We start from the raw sequence: 16,976 nt of genomic DNA on the forward strand, positions 1-16,976 counted from the left end.
GGAAATGGAGATACCTGAAGCGTTGCGCGCACGGGCAAACCAGCCACCGCCCCCCGCGATTGACCAGGTTCGTGAGTTCCTGGGTAGCTATGTTGCAGACTCCGTTGGTCTGGACGAGGTGCGTGAGCACCTCGTCCGATTGGCGCAAATCAACCGAAGGACCGTGGAACGCAAGGCAGAGGCCATCGAAGCGTTGCTGGCCACTCCTCAGTCGCAGGGCACGCTGTCGTGGATGGTAGCCGTCGACGGAAACTGGGTACTTGACGACGAGACCTCCGATGCTGCGGCGGAAGCCTGGCTACGCGACATCAGTGAACTCATCCGGGGCGTGGTTGTCGAAACCGATAACCGCAACAACGACTGACTACGCCTGTGGCGCAGGAGGATTCATCTGGTCCACTAGCGCAGTCCCGTCATTGAATGCCGGTGCTTCACTACAGGAGTCATTTGAATGTCCCGCAATGAACCGCAGCACCAGACCCGGCCGCCCCGGCAAGCGCAACATGAGCGCGAGGTTCAGGCCAACTCGATCTTGGAGTGGGTTTGTGGCCGATTGGCGATGAGTATCGAACCAGGCTGGGCCCGTATCGATTTGGTCGCCACTCTCGCTGCCGACATCGTCGACCTCAAGTTCACCGTGGTTGATCAAGGTGGTGCGGCGCAGGCCCAAGATATCCCACCTGAGACTCTGCGTGCGTTTCCTGATCTGCGAAATCTGCTTTATGAGGACGGTCTTGGAACCTGGTTCTCGCTGCGGATCGAGATTGAACCTCCGGACAGCTACTCGGGCATTTACAACTTCGATGTAGACCCGATATGGAATCCGCCCATACAGTCGGAGGTCTACGCCAAAGACCTCGAAGAGTATCCGCGGTTGGCTAACCGCATCCCTCATTGGCTCAATAGCAAGCTTGCCCATGATCATGAATTGGCCCCTGTGGAGCCGGGGACTGTCGAGGACATCGTAGAGTGCACTAAGCATGCTTCACTGCAACTGCGTTTGGCGCTGCCGGCCGGATGGACGTGGGCGCAGTTGCAATTTCGCGAGGTTGGCCACCACAACGAGGCGGAGGTTCTGTGGCGAGATCTTGCTGGAAAGATGCACGTGTGGACTCCGCCCCGCCCGGTGAACGAGAGATTCAGTGAGTTGCGAGCTGCCATGAGAGGTCGACCCGCAGCCTGGTACCGGGCACGGTTCGAGGTTCAGTTCTCAGGTGAGGAGAGCTTCCAGAGTTTCGGCACAGACGAGCCGCGTTGGGTCACCCCGCCACCAGCATCGGCATACGAGGAGGAGCTGGCGTTGGCTGCGTCGTTCCACTATGGCTTGCCGGAGTGGTTGGTTCGGAAATCGTAATTAGGTGCAACTTCGACATCGATGACCCGGATCGCGAAGTCCGGACACGTGTGGCCTTGGGGCAGGATGTGCCGGGGGCTTGGGGATTGACTGCTGCGATCAAAGGGAGAGTGCTTGGCCGCAGTGGTTTTCGCGGTCCAGGCGTGCGCGGATCTCGGCGACTGTCGTGCCCCGGCCGGGACGTCGACGGGAACGGGTGGGGGAGAACGGCCAGCCGACGATGATGCCGAAGGCGGTGCCGGCGAGAAGGCAGGCAACCTCACTGATCATCGCCTTCTCCTTCGTGATTCGCGCCGCTGAGGGAGCTGGCGGTGCGCATTCTGAGCTCTTCGAGCGCGTGACCGCCTACTTGAAGAAGGGTCTGTAGCGCTGCGGCGCTGACGAAGAGTTCGAAGTCTCCGTGCTCGCCGAAGACGAGGGTGACTGCCTGGTCCTCGGCGTGGACGACGGAGCGGATGGGGCATCGGTCGTCGGCACAGGCCCAGCTGCCGACCTTCAACTGCTCGAACATGGTCGTCCTTTCGACGGTTCGGGCTGGTGCGCAAGCAATCTGAGATCAGGATTAGCGTGAGATGTGGCGAGCGCCACACATCAAGAATAGGCTGATATATCAGCCAGTTCAACGGGTTCGCCTGAATGATGTTGATCGGCAAGATGATTCGTTGTGCATACGAAGGGAAGGCAAGATGGGGGAACGCTCCGATCCATCGGCTTTGCGGTTCCTGATCGGGCATGAGTTGCGGGTCGCGCGCGAACGCGCACGGGTGAAGCAGAGTGAGGCCGCGAGAGCGATCGAGTGCAGCCAGCCGAAGATCGTCGCGATGGAATCCGGGAAGTATCTGCAGCAACCTGATGACGTGACCGCACTGCTGCGGCTGTACGGCGCCGAGGTGGCCCAGGTCGACCGGCTCACGTCGCTAGCCGGCCAGGCCGATCAGAAGACCTGGTGGGCATCATTTTCCGAGGTATTGCCGAACTGGTTCAAGACATTCGTGGGCTTGGAAGGCCTGGCTCGGAGTCAATTCATCTATCAGACAGTCACATTCACCGGACAGCTGCAGACCAGTGCCTACGCCACCGCACTGCATGAGGGCAGCCCGCTGGTCGCTTCGGTGGATGTGCCGCAGATCGTCCGGGCCAGAATGGCCCGGCAGCGGGTAACCGGCCCTCACCCGATGGGCTTGAGCTCCGTCATCGAGGAAGCGGTCATCGACCGAGTGGTCGGCACCGCGGAGACGATGCGCGAGCAACTCGAGCATCTGTCGCTGCTGATGAAGCACGACCACATCGACATTCGCATCCTGCCGACCAGGAACTATGCCCACGCCGGGAACGTCACCGAGTTCACATTGCTGCAGTTCGCCGAAGCTCAGACCGTCGCCTACATCGAGTACCCAACCGGTGCTCTGTACCTGCAGGATTACGATGGGGTCGCAGTGTACGAGATGCTGGCCGAGCAGCTCCTTGCGGCGGCGCTGTCGAAAAGTGAATCCGCCGAACTGATCAGGAGTCGCGTGGCCGGGATGAAATGAGGGAGTCGGTCGATGGCCCCGGTCAGTCCTGTCGGATGGCGCAAGTCCAGCTACAGCGGAAGTAACGGGGGGCAATGCGTCGAAGTTGCCATCGCATCCGAGACGGTGCAGATCCGCGACAGCAAATATTCTGGACCGCCGGCACGTCGGCCGATCATCACGGTTCCGAGCCATCTCTGGGCTGACATGCTCGAGTTCGTCCTGCGCGGAAGGGCAGGTGAAGTCGGAATGGGGTTGAGTATCGAGCTTTGCTCCGAGGGTGGCGCGACATTGAAGAGCGATGACGGAACCGAGCTGGCGTTCACGGCCGCCGAGTGGGATGCATTCGAGAAGGGCATTGTGAACGACGAGTTCAGCGCCTCGTAGGAGGCTGCTTCTCCGCACTATGCGATGCTGGTGGCCGAACAGGGGCGGAGGTTTCCAACGGTGAGTGCTGATTTCGACGAGCTGCCACGGCTCGCACGCGTGTACGACAGTCGTGACGACAGTGGTCGTCCGATCGCGGTCAGGGAACCACTGCCCGCGGATCTGCGTGACCGCGTCCTCGTCTACCTCAATTCCGCCCCGATCGTTCTCGCCGCACGCAGCTTCGAGGTCGACGAATTCACCCCATCCGATCGCGATGTGCCGCTGACCTTCCGGACCGACGGCGTCTGGATCTGGGCCGGCGCGGTATCCCACTACCTCCGTAAGCATGCCCTGCCCCCGGACCCAGAGTTGGTGCGCCACATCATCAGTCGCGACTACCAGCTTGGCGATGTAACTGCGCAGGCGAAGGACTTGGCCGTTCGCGTCATCACCACGGGGTAGCGAGAGTCGATCATGAGCCATGAGGAAATCGACCGCATCGGCTGGGGCAAAATGGGAGACGGCTGGGTCCGTAGCCGGGTAGCCGGACCTGCCCGTGGGGTTCAAACGCACCCACGCGACCGGCTTGGGCATCGGCGATCGTCCCGGCGGGAGCGTGAAGCTCGGGCCGACATGATCCTCGATTGGGTCGCGGGCAGGCTGCTGGACAGCGTTGATGAAGGCTGCGCTCGTATCGAACTGCAGGTTGCTATGGCGGCAGACATGCAGAACATCAAGTATTCGACGTTGAATCGGGACGGATCTCCGCAGCTGCGGGAGATTCCTCAGGAAATATTCCAAGCCTTCCCTGATTTGAGAGATCTCCGCTTCGAAGACCGTCTGGGAACGTGGTTTTCGCTTCGCATGCAGGTCGATCCACCGGAAAACTACAGAGCTACTTTCAATTTCACCGTCGATCCGATGTGGCAGCCATCGATTCCAGCTGAGAAATACTTGGAAGATCTGCAGCTGTATCCGCGTTTGGATTGCGAGATACCGCGTTGGCTCGAAGGCAAGATCAACCCCAACTCCCCACGTCCAGAGATTTCCCCCGGTACGCTCCCGGAAATAGTTGCTCGCACGAAGGCGGCATCACTGCAACTGCGGCTGACCCTTCCTCAGGGCTGGAATTATGCGCAGGTGACGTTCAACGAGGTTGGCGGATACTTCGAGGCATCGGCGTCGGTGCAAGATATCTCCGGCCAGCTGACTCCCTGGTCTCCGCCTGTCGAGGTCAGCGAGCGGTTCAGCGAACTGCGCGCGGCTTCGCGTGGTCGACCAGCGGTTTGGTACATGGCGCGAGTTGAACTCTGGTACAGCGGGGAAGAGGACTTTCGGACCTTCGGCCCCAACGAGCCGCAATGGTGTTCGCCTCCTCCATCAGAAGCCTTCGATGAAGAGTTGCGTCGCGCCGAAGGGTTCGACTATGAGCTGCCGAATTGGCTGACTGCTCACCGCTGATCGAGCCCTCCGGTAGGGCGGCGCGGGCTTGAAGAGACATGACGGCGGTTGGGTGGTGTTCGTCACTCTCGATCGTACGTTCGTTCTCGCTCGGGGTTAGCGATGCTGGTTACCCGTATTGATCTGTGTCGCAGCCTGATTGATCGCCGTGGCGAACTCGGTCGTGAGTCGCATGACCTCGAGGTAGGCGGCGGAGTCTCGGTCGTGAACGCCTCGTATCCAGCAGACGGCTGCGCCCTCGTTGACCCGGATGCGGGCGGTGGGGGCGATCTGGACGATTGAGTAGGCCGCGGCCATAACCGGGCGGGTCAGTAGTTGGCGGGCTTGGTCGGGGTGGCTGGGGGTCAGGCCGAGGTACCAGCGGTCGAATTCTTCGTTGCCGCTGGAGAATCGGCGGTGTTCGACCGACTTCTTGTTGAATTCGAGGAGCCATTCGCCTTGGGCCGAGAGCAGGTCCAGCCGGTCCACGGACCGGTCGGCGCCCTCGATGACGACGGCGGTGTGCCGCCAGGTCGTGATCATGTTCTGGAACATGGTCTCGTGCTCGACCAAGAAGGTGGTGTACGGAGCGCCGGCCGCCTGGCCGTGGATGGGATTCTTGTATTTGGCCTTCGACGGATACGGGCACAGCCCGATTGTCGCGTGCTGCTCACGCCACTGGGCCGAGGGCCAGCCGACCGCGCCGCCCATCGCAGCTGCCATGGCCGCTTGCCTCTCACGGTCTTGCGCGTTGCTGGAAATATTGAGCGCCACGAGCGCCACGACAACGATCACTCCGATGACAATGGCTATGGCCATGAATCCCCCTCGGTACTACCGCGGCTCACCATTGCCCCCGCGGTCGAATATCGAACCTCGCAGGCAGCCTACCCACGTCGCTGGTCAGCGGCTCGGCTGGATCGGGCTCCGCGCAACCGGTTAGGCTGCGATCACGTCCACCTGGGAGGGGAGAGCGATGGCCGACGACGACTTCACCGGACTCAATGGCGAGAGCAAGAAGGGCGTCCTGTTCAATCGTGAAGCCGCGCAGACGATGGCCGATCAGGCTGCGGCGATGCTCGCGATGGTGAATGCCGCCATGGGCAAGGCGCCGCAGGCCGATCTGGGCGCGCTGAATCAGCGGAATTCGGGGCACGAGCTCGCGGAGAAGTTCAACGCGGCCGCGAAGAAGCTGGTCGAGACGACCTTGAAGGAACATCAGGAGGTGCTCACCGAGATCGGTGAGTCCTTCGTGGGTGCGGCCAGGCTGTACGTTGACACCGATCAAGCTTCGGCAACGGCCTTTTCCGGCGATGACGCACGCGTGAAGTTCGAGGGGATGGTGCCGAAGCCGGGGCAGCCCGGGCTGGCTGTCTCGTCGGTGCAGGTCGACCCGGTCAGTATGCCGGGGTGGGGGCAATCCGGCCCTGGTTTGTTCTCGAGTCCAACCAAATGGTCGGGAACCATGGAGGGTGACTACGACAATCTGCTGTCCGGAACCGATAAGCAGACAACCCTCTCCTCGAATGCCAGTGGGGTGGAACTTGATACGAAGTCGGTCGCAGCCGAAGTCGGTAGCCAGTACGAATGGGACGACTTCCACAACCATTGGCAGTTCGTCAACGATTCGAAGATTCTCGCTCAGTTGGAGAGTCACGCCCAGGCCTGGAACACGGCCAGTGCGTACCTGAAGGCTCAGGCGGCAACTTTTCGGACTGCCAATGACAAGTATCTGACCGGGTACCAGGGAAATACTTCGACGATGGACACGGTCTGGGCATCCGACGGTGCGAAGGCCGCGCAAACAGGGATCACCAACTATCTCAAGAGCGTGAAGACCCTGACCGACGGCATGGACCTGATGGCCCTGAACCTGGCCTTCGCACAGGGGTGGTTGAAGAAGCTGCAGAACTTCTTGCCGTTCCACGCTGTCGATTGGGAGAAGGCCATCAACCACATGTCCCAGTACGACATCGACGATGCGATGAAGAAGATGAGGCACGCCTGGGACAATTGGTATGTCGAAGGTGTCAAGGATTCCAGCGGCGCTGTCCCCATGCTCAAGAGCCCGAAGGACGCGATCGCGGTTCAGCCCCAGCAGCCCGGGCCGAACCCGAACCCGAACCCGGCTGGAAACCCCAGCGGAAGTCCGAGCGGGAACCCCAGTGGCACACCGAACATCGAGACGCCGAACCTGGACAACAACCCCACCCAGCCGACTACGCCCACCACCCCGACCACGCCCACCACACCCACGGACAAGAATCCGACTACCGATACGACGCTGCAAACGCTGATCACACAGGCCAGCACGGTTATTCAGGCGGGCATCACCGCTGCGGAACAGGGTGCCGAGAAGATCGCTTCGGCGATCACGACGGCGCTGACGCAAACGCCGACAACGACCAAGACAACCTCGCCGACGGATCAGCTCACCCAGCAGTTGCAGAATCTGGGCTTGATTCCGAACACCAACACTCCGTCCGGATCGCCGACCGGAGGCAGCCCGTCGGGCGCGCCCACCGGCTCAGGCTCGCCCCAGACACCGAAGACTCAGCTGACTCCGCGTGCCGCCAATCCGGCATCTACGACCGAAACGGATAAGGAAGAGACCACGACATCGCGTGCGGGACTAGCTGCTACGGCCTCCTCCTCGTCCACAGGGTCGGCCGGTGGGATGGGTGGTTCGCCGATGGGGGCGGCCGGTGCGCAGGGTCAGGGTAAGGAACACAAGCGTCCGCAGTTCCTCACCAATCTCGACAATCTCGAGGCAGTCCTCGGTGAGGCGCCGGCAGCGGTTACCCCGGTGGCCGAGAAATGACGGTGCACTGGCGATTCACCGAGGCCGAGTTCTACGCGCTATGGATGGATCAGGCAGGTCTGGAGCCTCCCGAGCCCTTCATGTTCACCTCTGCGACAAAGACTGCCGACGAGTTCGACCTGGAGATGCGGGATGCGCGAGAAAGCCTGATTCACAAGGTTCGTGGGGACTTCTCGACCGCTTTCGATACCTTGACGAATCCGGACCTCTACCTGACCGGCTACGGGTGGAATGAACAGGATCGATGGGGCACCGAGTCGATGGTGCGCGTCCATGCGGCCCGAAAGGGGCCGAAGGGCTATGTGATCAGTCAACATCCCGGCGCAACATATTGGCGTCGGGGCGGCTACACGGTGGCTGAATGTGATCCCTTACGACTCGCCGATGCCGTGGTCGAAGCAATGCCCGCAGGTGAGCGGGGCGGCCGGGGGGATATTGGGCTGGCCACTGACGAGCAGAACATCGACCACGACTTCGGCCGGTCGGCGATTGCCGCAATGCCGGACACCGCGGTGTCCAGAACTCGGGATTTCCTCGAGGCAGCAGCTTCGCACGCCGGTGAGATCCATATCGCCCAGGGCAGTTCGAAATTCGGGCCGCGCGGGATCACCCGCCACCAGGTGCGGTTCCGGGACCTTGTGGACGACGGCCGCTATGTCGTCGTTGACAATCCGGCACGGGCTCTCGCCGTGGACAGTGCCAGATTCATCTCGGTCATCAACAACTACGTCGCGGCTGTGATCCAGGTGATCAAGGACGAGCGCGGCTGATCGCATCAGCAGAGCGAAATGTTCTTGTCGCACCGAAGTGGCCTATGGTACTCATACGCTTAGCTAACTGGGAGGGAGTTCGCCGTGACTGAGCCGGGGGCAGTCAGTTCTGGCGCTGGTGAGGGGGATTGGGCCTCGCTGGTTGTTGCCAATACGTCTGGGTCGATTCGGGTGCGGACGACCAATCAAGGCTTGCCGCTCGCTGTGAAGGTTGAAGCGGCTGAGTTGCATCGGGATTCGGCGCAGCTGGCCGGGGAGGTTTTACGGCTTTGTCAGAAGGCTGCCAATCGGGCCGGGCTCGCGCTGCGGAAGCAGTTGGAGGAGGCCGGGTTGGATGCGGCAGGCCTCGCCAGGACCGGGCTTCCCACCGAGGCGGATGTTGCTCGGCAGGAGATTGTCGAGGAGCAGGACTACGATACTGAGCCGCAGAGTTGGCTCAGGTCCGTGTGAGAGGGGGGCTCGTGGTTTCGTCGATGGATGAGTTGCAGGAGCAGGTTCGGCGGCAGCTGTATCGGTTTCAGGACTTGGCGGATCAGATGGCCGCGGTTCGGGGGCGGGAGACCTCCGACGACGGGGCGGTGACCGCGGAGGTCGACGGGAACGGGGCGCTGAAGGACTTGCAGTTCACCAGCGCGGTGTCGCGGATGACGCCTTCGGAGTTCGAGCAGGCCGTGGTCGCGACGGCGGCGCAGGCCGCGCGGCGGGCATTCGAGCGGCGGGCCGAGATCGTGGATCGGTTCAACGAGGAGATGGCCGGCTAAGCCGGTTTGTTTACAGAAGTTTGCGCCAGAGTTTGCATGTTGCGGTCTGGCACAAGAAATTTCGTGCTTGTAGTCTGAGCAAGATCATAGGTAGTGGGAGGGACACTGATGGCTGATCATGTGGCGGCGGAATTTCCGCCCATCCTGGCGTACGGGACCGAGAAGGCGGCGATCGCCGCACAGGTCGCGGGGGCGGCGGCAGCGGATGTGGGTACCGCGCTGGCGCAGGCGGTTCCGGTTTTCGGTCTGATCGGCCAGGAGTTTCTGGCGGCTTTCGCGGTCGCGCAGGGCAACTTTCTGATGTCCTCGGCGGAGATCGCCGCGGTGCACGCGAACACGGCGACGGCGGCGTACACGGCTGTCGGCACCTACGCGTCCAATGAGGTGACGTCGGCTGCCAGCTTCCTCTCGACGGTGCTGTGACCAGTCCGTCGAATCCGACCGTTCTGGATGGCCTACGCGGCAGTCCGATCGGTCCGTACCTCGATACGCCGGTCTCGGATGTGTTGAGCCACATGGGATTGCCGCAGCTGCCGCAACTCCCGTCGATCAGCCTGCCGGATCTGTCGGGGCTGCAGCTGCCTACGCTGCCCACCATTGATCTGACGACGCTGATCCAGCCGGTCACCAGCCTGCTGCAATCGTTCGGGACGGGGAGCCTGAGCAACAGCAGTTTCAATCCGGCGACGATCATCACCTCGCTGATCAGCGCGCTGACTTCCGCGACTTCGCAGAGCAAGTCGGCGACCAGCACGCTGATGAACACCTTCAGCGGCGACGCGGCGACCGCCGCGCAGTTGAAGAGCAACACGGTCGAAGCCGAGAGTGGGCCGGTAGCCGCGCAGGGTGCACAGCAGCACGCCATCCTGATCGCCGCCGAGGCCATCGTCGGCGAGGGCTACGCCGAGATGTCTGCTCTCATCTCGCAATTCATCGCGCAGGTGATCGGTGCGACCGCGCTGATCGCAACCCCCGCCGGTCTCCCGTGGCTGATCGCCACCGCCACCGAGACGATCAACGCGGGCATGGCCATCGCGGCCAAGACCAGCCTTCAGCTGGCGGGCAGCACCGCCCAGATCGTCGAGGCCGGTACGAAGATCATGATCGCGGGCGCGCCGGTCGCGGCCAACATCTCGAACCTGGTGAACATGGTCGGCTCCGCGCTGCAGCCGATTACCAGTGTCGCGCCGACGGTGGCGGAGAAGCTGGTCGAGAAGGGCGCGTCGGTGGTCTCCACCGGTGTCAGCGACATCAGCTCGGCGCTGAGCAACAGCAACAACAACACCAATACGAACAACAACACCAACAAGACCACCACGACGCCGTCGAACACCAACCCGACCAAGACCGACGACGCCAAGAAGACCGACAACCCGGACGGCACCAAGATCGACGGTGGCGGCGGCAGCCCGCTCGCCACCCTGCTCGGCGGCGGTGTGCCGACCTCCACCACTCCGGCTAATACGTTGGGCAGCAGCCGGATTCCGACAGGTGAGGTCACTTCGGGGGCCGGTGTGCCCAAGACGGTCACCGAGCCGAACGGCCGCACCACCGCGACCACCTCGCCGGGTATGACCGGTGCGGGCGCCGCGGGCCGAGCCGGCGCCGCCGACGAGGAATCGACCTCGGACCGTTCGGGTCTGGTCACCGGAGCGCACGGCGACGAGGTGGTCGGTGTCATCGAAGGCGTGGTGCTACCCGTGGTCGGCGCGATCGAAGCCATCGAAGAGCCGCCGGACAAGGCGCTCACACTCTAAGACTGCAAACGCCAGGGGACACAGGAGGATTGGCATGAGCACCAACGCATTCGACGGTCTGCGCTTCGACGCCTCGACCGCACGCGACGCCGCGGCCCAGCTGGACGCGCTCGCCGACCGGATCGCCAACGGGTTGGGCGTCGAAGGGGTCAAGCTCGACTTCGCGTCCGCCGGTGCGGATGAGGTGTCGTTGCGCGCCGCGCAGACCCTCAACGCGGTGGCCGCGTCGTTCGTGAACTCCGGTAGCGACGGCGTCAGCGAGCTGCGCAACCTCGCCGCCACGCTGCGCAGCCAGTTCGACGCCTTCGGAAAGGTCGAGGAGCAGTCCGTCCTCGGCTTCGCCGGCTGAGCGGAACACATTCTCGATGCTGGAACCGACGAAACCCGGCTTCACCGAGACGGTTTGGGAATCCCGGCCGCCCGAGCAGCTGGCGCGTGACCTGGTGACGGGGGCCGGTGCCATCCCGGCCGCCGAAGCCGGTCTCGCGTGGACGCGATTGAGCGCGGGTTTCGCGGCGGCCGCCGTGGAGTACGAGCGAATCCTCGTAATCCTCGACAGTGCTTGGGAATCCAAGAACAGTGGGCCCTTCATCGAACGTATCCGAGCCTTGCGGGACTGGCTCGGCGCATCCGCGTCGGCCGCGGCCGGCAATGCCGCGCAGGCCGAAACTCACGCGGCCGCATACGAAATCGCGAAACTCGCGATGCCCAATGTCGACGAGGTCGAGAAGCTGAAGGACATTCAGCAGCTCATGCAGCAGCTCGGCCTAGCCGGCGGACTACCGCTGCTCGGCGGGCTGGCCGGAACCGAGACTGACGTCGAGAAGGCGAAAGCCGAAGCCGCGCGGGTGATGCGGACCTACGAAGCCGCCACCGAGTCGCTGGCCAAGCCGTGGGAGCATCAGGCGCCGCCGCAGGTGACGGCCGGGCTGACACCCGCCGAGCAACCGACCACTCCGGTCGAGACGCCGGAAGTGACGACGCCGGCGATGCCCTCGCTGCCGTCCCTGTCGCTCGGCTCGCTCAACCTGCCGCCGATGCCGGTGACCCAGATGCGGACCTCCGCCGTCGAGGCGAAGGAAACCACCACGCAACGCGTTGTGACACAGCCGGTTACGGTACAGCAGGGCGGCACCGCGATGGCGCCGACCGCCATGGGCGGCGCCGGGCAGGACAGCGACGAGGAGCACACCCCTCGCGCCGGTCTCGTGGGCGCGCCCGCGGGTGATGCCGAGCTGGGCCTCACCTCGGGCATGCAGGTCGCACCCGCCGTCCTCGGCGGCATCGACCCCGCCGCCCAACGTGCACCCGTCGACATCGCCTTCAACGCCGGCAGTTCGGGCACCGAGAAGGCAGCTGCCGCAGCAGATTCCGGAAGTCGTGCGGAGGCGTCCTCATGACGACCCTCACCAACGACGGAATGATCGCACTCGCCGGACACCTAGGGGTGCAAACCCTGCCCCTGGTGCTATCCATCGGCCCGCGCCAGGACTCCTACCGGGAGTGGGAGCAGGCGCAGGAACTAGCCCGCGCCGACCTACGTGCCCGCCGCATCGTCGACGCCCACGGCGACGTCGACACCGACACTGCGACAGCCATTTTCGTACTATCCCAGCCCGACCGCGAGCTAGCCATGCGGGTCCACACCACCGACGGCCTCATCCGCGTCTGCGTGGCCCGCCGAGCCGAACACCACGCCATGGCCATCCGCCGCGGCGACACGCTAGACCTCCACCCCCTATGGTCCGACGGCTCCGGGACCTCCCTATCCCGCCCTCTACTAGACGCCCTCGGCCCCTGCCCGCCCGCCGACCTGGCCGCTTTCAGCGCCGAATCGGCAGACCTGGCCGAACGCCTCAACACCGCAACAACTTCCGAAGACTACGCGAGCACCGTCTATAGCCTGGGCGTCCCCGACACCGACGCCACCGCCTACGGCCTCGCCCTCTCAGCCACTCACGCCTACGCCGAAATCGTGGCCTACGCCTACGCCGACGGCCTCACAGACCGATCGCCCGGAGCCGTCGCTGTCTACGACACCGCACGGGGCCGCATCGTGGCCGCACCGGGGGTCGCCCCGGACCAGCAACTCTGGTCCACGCTGACACCGGGCAGTGATCACCGTATCGCGCAGTCGATTTCAACACTGATCGACTCGCTGCCCGGGGGGAGGTGGCTGTCGTGAGTCCCGCGTGACTTGTGCAGCTGTTCAACCCCGAACCGGTGGTGCGCAACGCATCGCCTCTATCCATTCCGAACAAAAGGCAAGGTACAGACGATGGTTGCAAATGAAGCGGAAGTTGCCAAGGCGGCGCAGAGCCACATGGCCGACGTTGTGGCGTCGATCAAGGACATCCTGAAGAAGATCACCGACACGGTTGACACCTCCAAGAAGGGCTTCGCGGGTGATGCGGCGAACTCCTTCCAAGCTGCCGCGCAGGCATGGGATGACGAGTCCGCTGCCCTGAACCAGTCCTTGGACCACTTCCAGGACAAGGTCGGCGCGGGAACTGACGTCTTCTCGAACGTGGATATCTCCAACCAGGACGAATTCTCGAAGGCCCTCACGAACCTCGGTTAATAGGGGCGAGTGCTAAGTCAACCCTCCGGTATTTGCAAAGGAACGCACATGCTTTACGACAAAGTCCAGATGACCCACCTCATCGATACCCTCCGGCAGTACCACCGCGACCTTGTCGCGGTTGCCGGTGACGGCCAGTCTGCCGTTGATACCTCGAGTGACCTCGGCCAGGCCTGCGAGAGGCTGAAGCAGGCGTGGTCGGACCCGAACAGCGGCGCGGAGAACGGCGCGTTGGAGGGAGTCAAGGCAGCGAAGTCCGAGTGGGACACCGCATACGCCCACAAGTGCCTGTCGACTCTCGACGCTGTCGCCACCGCGGTCGAGAATGCTCTGCACAACGCCCTTGCCGCCGACGCGAAGGTCGGCCAGTCCTTCGGTTAACGAGGACGTCGGTGCCGCTCGACAGCGCACTCCTCCACCCTGGAGGGTGCGCTGTCGTCTGCTGACGGCCAGTAGTGTGTGTACCCGTAGTTTCCGGTTCGACGGAGGATTTGGTTCGTGCCAGCCCAATTGACCACCCGTGCCCAGGTCAATGGGTACCGATTCCTGCTGCGCCGGCTCGACCACGCATTAGTGCGCCGCGATGTTCGCATGCTGCACGACCCGATGCGATCGCAATTCCGATCGCTGATGGTGGGAGCGGTCCTCGCGGTTCTCGTGGTTGCGGGCGCTGCGATCATGGCCTTCATCCGGCCTCAGGGATCGATCGGCAACGCGAATATCGTCATGGGCAAGGACAGCGGTGCCCTGTATGTCGTCGTGCGGGACAAGGACGACAAGAACAAGATGACCTTGTTCCCGGCACTGAATCTCGCGTCGGCGCGTTTGCTCTCGCAGACGAGCGAGACGCCGACATCGGTCAAGGACAGCAAACTCAATTCGGTTCCGCGTGGTCCAATCCGCGGCATCCCCGGCGTGCCGGCGGCGTTGCCCGGCAGCAGTCAAGGTGACCGATCCGAGTGGACACTCTGCGACAAGGTGCCGCTGTCGGCATCCGGTGGGGCAGCGTCGTCGACGGGGGCCGAGACCACCGTCATTGCCGGTGGCTTGCACCTCAATGACCACATCAGGGCGGCTGATCCTGGGACCGCGGTTCTGGCCAAGAAGACTGACAGCCAGAAGAAGGATCATACGTATCTGATCTACGACGGGAAGATCGCCGAGATCAACCCGGAGAACGACGATGTCACCAAGAGCGCTCTATCCCAGGTACTTGACCTGTCCAATGTGCGGCCGATCACATCCAACCTGATCGGCGCGGCCGTCAGCGTGCCGCCGTTGGTTGCCCCGACAGTTTCACGCGCCGGTGAATTCGCTCAGGGGCGGCTGAGCAATGTGAAGATCGGCAGCATCATCCAGGTGCCGGCACTGGACGGGTCCGGCCGCTCCGACCTGTATGTCGTGCTGGACAACGCCATCCAGCGCGTGTCGCTGTTCACCGCCCAGTTCATCACGTTCGCGAGCTCGCAGAAGAACATCGACGGTTTCGTCTCCGTGACGCCGGACGCCATCGCTGGAATCCCGCAGAAGCATGGCAACGACAAGATCAACCCGGGTCTGCCGGTCGATGACTTCCCCGGCGCGGCGCCGAAGATCATCTCTGCGGCGGAGAACCCCGTTGCCTGCGTCTCCTGGGCGAAGAAGAATGGTCTCGGCAAGGATCAGGCCGATGCCACCGAGGCCGCCTCGGACGCGGCCACGGTTCAACTGCTGGTCGGTACGCGTTACCCGCTGAGTGACTCGCAGACTTCGGTCACGCTGGCGACGGCCGACGGTTCTGTTGGTGATCGAGTCGACCGGGTATATGTTCCGCCCTCCACCGGAGAATTCGTGCAGGCCACGAAAGTGAAGCCAGGCAGCCCGGTGCGTGATGGCCTCTACTACCTTGCCGATAATGGAATCCTGTATGGCGTACCGGATTCCAAGACGGCACAGATCCTAGGATTGGCTGCACGACCCCGCCTGGCGCCGTGGGAGATCCTCGGCACCCTGGTTCCCGGTCCCATGTTGTCCGCGGAAGATGCCCAGAAGAGTTGGGATGCGCTTCCGTCTCGCTGATAGAAGCCGCGGGGCCGGTCGACGAATCGCGGTCCTACTTGACGCTCTTGCGCAGGATCGGTAGCAGTTTGTTGAGCAGCACCTGTTCGGAGTCGTCCGACCACTGGCGGATCGCGGCGACTGCGACCGGGTCGTCGAGGACGATGACTGAAGCTTTCGTCGACGTAACGGCAGTCGGGAGATTCACCAGGCCTCCGCCGCCCGCATTGGTGTCGGTGCGTACAGCGAGTAGATAGCCCGTGGAAATGGGCTTCAGCGCGTCGTACTGGTTGACGCCTCCCGATCCGATTGGCCGAGGGTTCGGCTCATCGCCCTTACGAAGGAGGTTGGGATTATAGCTGAAGCCCAAGTCCTCGAAGAACTTCGATTGTGGTCCAGGCTTCAATTGGATATCCAAATCTGCGGAGTAGTCTCCACTCTTGCCCGAGATATCCATGACAGCGATGAGGTTTCCGCTGAAGGCTGGGTTCTGCGAACGAGCTTCCGCCATTGGGCTCCGCGATGCTGAGGGGGAGGAATCCTGCTGGGTTGCCCAGATTCCCGCGCCGACCGCGAGCGTGACGATCGTCGCGATGGCCGCTCCCAATAGCCAAGCGCGCTTGTGTGAAGTCGATTTCGTCGACGCGGCGACAGCCGGTGTCGGTGGCTCAGTGAGCACGGCGGAGCGAGAGTGAGGGACCGTCGCCATGGATAGTCCGGAAACCCCGTACTCGAGAGCGGATTTCAGAGCCGTCGTAAACTCGTGGCAGGATTCGAAGCGGTCGGCAGGGTTCTTTGCCATGGCAACCGCGATCACATCGTCCACGGCGGCTGGGAGTGTGGGATCGAGTGCCGTAATGCGAGGGGGCTGCTCGTTCAAATGTCCCATCATCACTACTGCTGGTTGTGTTCCCGGATATGGGTTTTGACCGGTCAGTAGGCGAAAGAACGAGCATGCGAGGCTGTAGATATCGGCACGATGATCGAGCCGCTCCCCGCTCAGCTGCTCGGGTGAGGCATAGGCGATCGTGGCTACGAAGCCACCGGCCTGAGTTAGCTCGTTCGTATCCTCGGTGGACTTCGCGACGCCGAAATCGGTGAGCAATACGCGCTCTTCGCCGTTATCACCCATGGATAGCAGAAAGTTCGCGGGTTTGACGTCCCGGTGTAGCAATCCTCTACGGTGCGCGTGATCGAGGCCGCGGCCCACTTCGGTGACGATGTGCAGCGCACGCCACGGGGTTATGGACCGTGGATCCCGTTCCGCAGCTGCGGCCGCGTCGATGCCATTGACGTACTGCATCGCGATCCAGAGCTGACCGCTGTCCTCGCCGCGATTGTAGATCGCAACGATGTTGGGATGATCCAGGGCCGCAGCGAGATTCGCCTCTCGTTCGAACCGTGCCCGATACTCGGCATCCCGGCTGAACTGTGGACTGAGGACCTTGAGCGCGTCCCAGCGCGGCAGTTCTGGATGCTTGGCCAGATACACCGTACCCATGCCACCCGCCCCGAGCGCTCGCTCGATGCGGTAGCCGCGGATGATGGTGCCCGGTCCGATATTCATCCTGATTC

22 protein-coding genes are annotated in these 16,976 nt (G+C 63.0%); 18 read left to right on the plus strand and 4 right to left on the minus strand.

The features are described 5' to 3' along the window. Positions 1–4 precede the first annotated feature (4 nt). The gene (locus tag ACYVKL_RS09880; protein ID WP_379168549.1) at positions 5–364 is read left to right on the plus strand and encodes a hypothetical protein; all 360 of its coding nucleotides are present in this window, start codon (positions 5–7) and stop codon (positions 362–364) included. Positions 365–451: 87 nt separating this feature from the next. Beyond that, positions 452–1,354: a hypothetical protein gene (locus ACYVKL_RS09885; RefSeq protein WP_379168551.1), complete on the plus strand. Its 903-nt coding sequence runs from the start codon at positions 452–454 to the stop codon at positions 1,352–1,354. Between the two features lie 99 nt (positions 1,355–1,453). Here ACYVKL_RS09885 and ACYVKL_RS09890 read toward each other — a convergent pair whose 3' ends face one another. Together ACYVKL_RS09890 and ACYVKL_RS09895 are read right to left on the minus strand one after the other, a co-directional pair. Further along, entirely contained in the window at positions 1,454–1,624 is a 171-nt protein-coding gene (locus ACYVKL_RS09890; RefSeq protein WP_379168553.1) for a hypothetical protein, read from the minus strand. Then, the gene (locus ACYVKL_RS09895) at positions 1,614–1,865 is read right to left on the minus strand and encodes a hypothetical protein (protein WP_379168554.1); all 252 of its coding nucleotides are present in this window, start codon (positions 1,863–1,865) and stop codon (positions 1,614–1,616) included. Before ACYVKL_RS09895 ends, ACYVKL_RS09890 begins: the two co-directional genes overlap by 11 nt. Positions 1,866–2,040: 175 nt before the next feature. Between ACYVKL_RS09895 and ACYVKL_RS09900 the strand changes: the two genes are divergently transcribed. The 4 genes from ACYVKL_RS09900 to ACYVKL_RS09915 are packed head-to-tail and all read left to right on the plus strand — an operon-like array spanning position 2,041 to position 4,695. Then, positions 2,041–2,886, plus strand: coding sequence for a helix-turn-helix domain-containing protein (locus ACYVKL_RS09900; RefSeq protein ID WP_379168556.1), 846 nt, complete (start codon positions 2,041–2,043; stop codon positions 2,884–2,886). 12 nt (positions 2,887–2,898) lie between these two features. After that, positions 2,899–3,252 (plus strand): DUF397 domain-containing protein, encoded by a 354-nt coding sequence (locus ACYVKL_RS09905; protein ID WP_379168558.1) that lies wholly within the window; start codon positions 2,899–2,901, stop codon positions 3,250–3,252. Between the two features lie 24 nt (positions 3,253–3,276). Then, entirely contained in the window at positions 3,277–3,696 is a 420-nt protein-coding gene (locus ACYVKL_RS09910) for a hypothetical protein (protein WP_379168560.1), read from the plus strand. Positions 3,697–3,708: 12 nt separating this feature from the next. Then, a complete protein-coding gene (locus ACYVKL_RS09915; RefSeq protein ID WP_379168562.1) occupies positions 3,709–4,695 on the plus strand; it encodes a hypothetical protein in 987 nt (328 codons plus the stop codon). Positions 4,696–4,791: 96 nt separating this feature from the next. Here ACYVKL_RS09915 and ACYVKL_RS09920 read toward each other — a convergent pair whose 3' ends face one another. Then, entirely contained in the window at positions 4,792–5,493 is a 702-nt protein-coding gene (locus tag ACYVKL_RS09920) for a hypothetical protein (RefSeq protein WP_379168563.1), read from the minus strand. 157 nt (positions 5,494–5,650) lie between these two features. Here ACYVKL_RS09920 and ACYVKL_RS09925 point away from each other — a divergent pair, with 157 nt between their 5' ends. The 12 genes from ACYVKL_RS09925 (at position 5,651) to eccB (ending at position 15,422) form a co-directional block, all read left to right on the plus strand. Beyond that, positions 5,651–7,495, plus strand: coding sequence for a hypothetical protein (locus ACYVKL_RS09925; RefSeq protein WP_379168565.1), 1,845 nt, complete (start codon positions 5,651–5,653; stop codon positions 7,493–7,495). Continuing rightward, entirely contained in the window at positions 7,492–8,265 is a 774-nt protein-coding gene (locus ACYVKL_RS09930) for an ESX secretion-associated protein EspG (protein WP_379168567.1), read from the plus strand. Before ACYVKL_RS09925 ends, ACYVKL_RS09930 begins: the two co-directional genes overlap by 4 nt. An 84-nt stretch (positions 8,266–8,349) precedes the next feature. Next, the gene (locus ACYVKL_RS09935; RefSeq protein ID WP_379168569.1) at positions 8,350–8,715 is read left to right on the plus strand and encodes a hypothetical protein; all 366 of its coding nucleotides are present in this window, start codon (positions 8,350–8,352) and stop codon (positions 8,713–8,715) included. Positions 8,716–8,738: 23 nt separating this feature from the next. Beyond that, positions 8,739–9,026: a YbaB/EbfC family nucleoid-associated protein gene (locus ACYVKL_RS09940; protein ID WP_379168571.1), complete on the plus strand. Its 288-nt coding sequence runs from the start codon at positions 8,739–8,741 to the stop codon at positions 9,024–9,026. 108 nt (positions 9,027–9,134) lie between these two features. Next, positions 9,135–9,449 (plus strand): hypothetical protein, encoded by a 315-nt coding sequence (locus ACYVKL_RS09945; protein WP_379168573.1) that lies wholly within the window; start codon positions 9,135–9,137, stop codon positions 9,447–9,449. 92 nt (positions 9,450–9,541) lie between these two features. Then, entirely contained in the window at positions 9,542–10,783 is a 1,242-nt protein-coding gene (locus tag ACYVKL_RS09950) for a hypothetical protein (RefSeq protein WP_379168575.1), read from the plus strand. Between the two features lie 34 nt (positions 10,784–10,817). Further along, entirely contained in the window at positions 10,818–11,132 is a 315-nt protein-coding gene (locus ACYVKL_RS09955) for a PE domain-containing protein (protein ID WP_379168576.1), read from the plus strand. Positions 11,133–11,148: 16 nt separating this feature from the next. Next, positions 11,149–12,183, plus strand: coding sequence for a PPE domain-containing protein (locus ACYVKL_RS09960; protein WP_379168578.1), 1,035 nt, complete (start codon positions 11,149–11,151; stop codon positions 12,181–12,183). After that, positions 12,180–12,968, plus strand: coding sequence for an ESX secretion-associated protein EspG (locus ACYVKL_RS09965; protein ID WP_379168580.1), 789 nt, complete (start codon positions 12,180–12,182; stop codon positions 12,966–12,968). The genes ACYVKL_RS09960 and ACYVKL_RS09965 overlap by 4 nt, the downstream gene beginning before the upstream one ends. 93 nt (positions 12,969–13,061) lie before the next feature. Next, positions 13,062–13,364: a WXG100 family type VII secretion target gene (locus ACYVKL_RS09970; RefSeq protein WP_379168582.1), complete on the plus strand. Its 303-nt coding sequence runs from the start codon at positions 13,062–13,064 to the stop codon at positions 13,362–13,364. Positions 13,365–13,412: 48 nt separating this feature from the next. After that, the gene (locus tag ACYVKL_RS09975) at positions 13,413–13,745 is read left to right on the plus strand and encodes a hypothetical protein (protein ID WP_379168583.1); all 333 of its coding nucleotides are present in this window, start codon (positions 13,413–13,415) and stop codon (positions 13,743–13,745) included. Positions 13,746–13,862: 117 nt separating this feature from the next. Then, complete coding sequence (gene eccB, locus ACYVKL_RS09980; RefSeq protein ID WP_379168585.1) at positions 13,863–15,422, plus strand: type VII secretion protein EccB; 1,560 nt, start codon at positions 13,863–13,865, stop codon at positions 15,420–15,422. A gap of 34 nt (positions 15,423–15,456) precedes the next feature. Here the strand turns inward: eccB and ACYVKL_RS09985 are convergent, their stop codons facing one another. Next, positions 15,457–16,968, minus strand: coding sequence for a serine/threonine-protein kinase (locus ACYVKL_RS09985; protein WP_379168587.1), 1,512 nt, complete (start codon positions 16,966–16,968; stop codon positions 15,457–15,459). Positions 16,969–16,976 lie beyond the last annotated feature (8 nt).

The organism is Nocardia tengchongensis (assembly GCF_054781395.1).